The sequence below is a fragment of the Acetobacter sp. DsW_063 genome (assembly GCF_002153745.1).
GTDB lineage: Bacteria > Pseudomonadota > Alphaproteobacteria > Acetobacterales > Acetobacteraceae > Acetobacter.
The window spans coordinates 1-350 of the sequence record NZ_JOPL01000171.1 but is presented as its reverse complement, the minus strand read 5'-3'; the positions used below and the strand labels follow the sequence as shown (position 1 = coordinate 350).

Sequence of the window (350 nt, the reverse complement as noted above, 5' to 3'; positions counted from 1 at the left end):
GCAGCGCTACGTCTTCGCGAACCCGACCGGCGTCGCCGGGCCGGTGCTTTGGGGGCTTCCCGTGGCGCAGAGCCTCGCCATGGCGGCGGGCGCCTTCATGACGGGCGCTTTCCGCTACGCGGCGCAGATCTTCGACCGCGAGGACGCGACGGTGACGATTTCGAGCGAGGATGGCGACAACGTCAGAAAAGGTATGGTCACGATCGTAGGTGAGGAGCGGCTCGCGCTGGCGGTGTATCGACCCGAGGCCCTGATCAAGGGGTCGTTTGCGGATCTGACCACGGCGGCCGCTGGCAGCGGCGCGTAACGGTCGGGAGGTCGGACCATGAGGCGGACAACGCCAGTCGGTC

At 68.0% G+C, this 350-nt stretch carries 1 protein-coding gene; it reads left to right on the top strand.

The window, feature by feature from the left end:
* Positions 1–307 (top strand): phage major capsid protein (locus HK28_RS13610; RefSeq protein ID WP_086645060.1); only part of this gene is annotated, 307 nt, incomplete at its 5' end.
* Between the last annotated feature and the right edge of the window lie 43 nt (positions 308–350).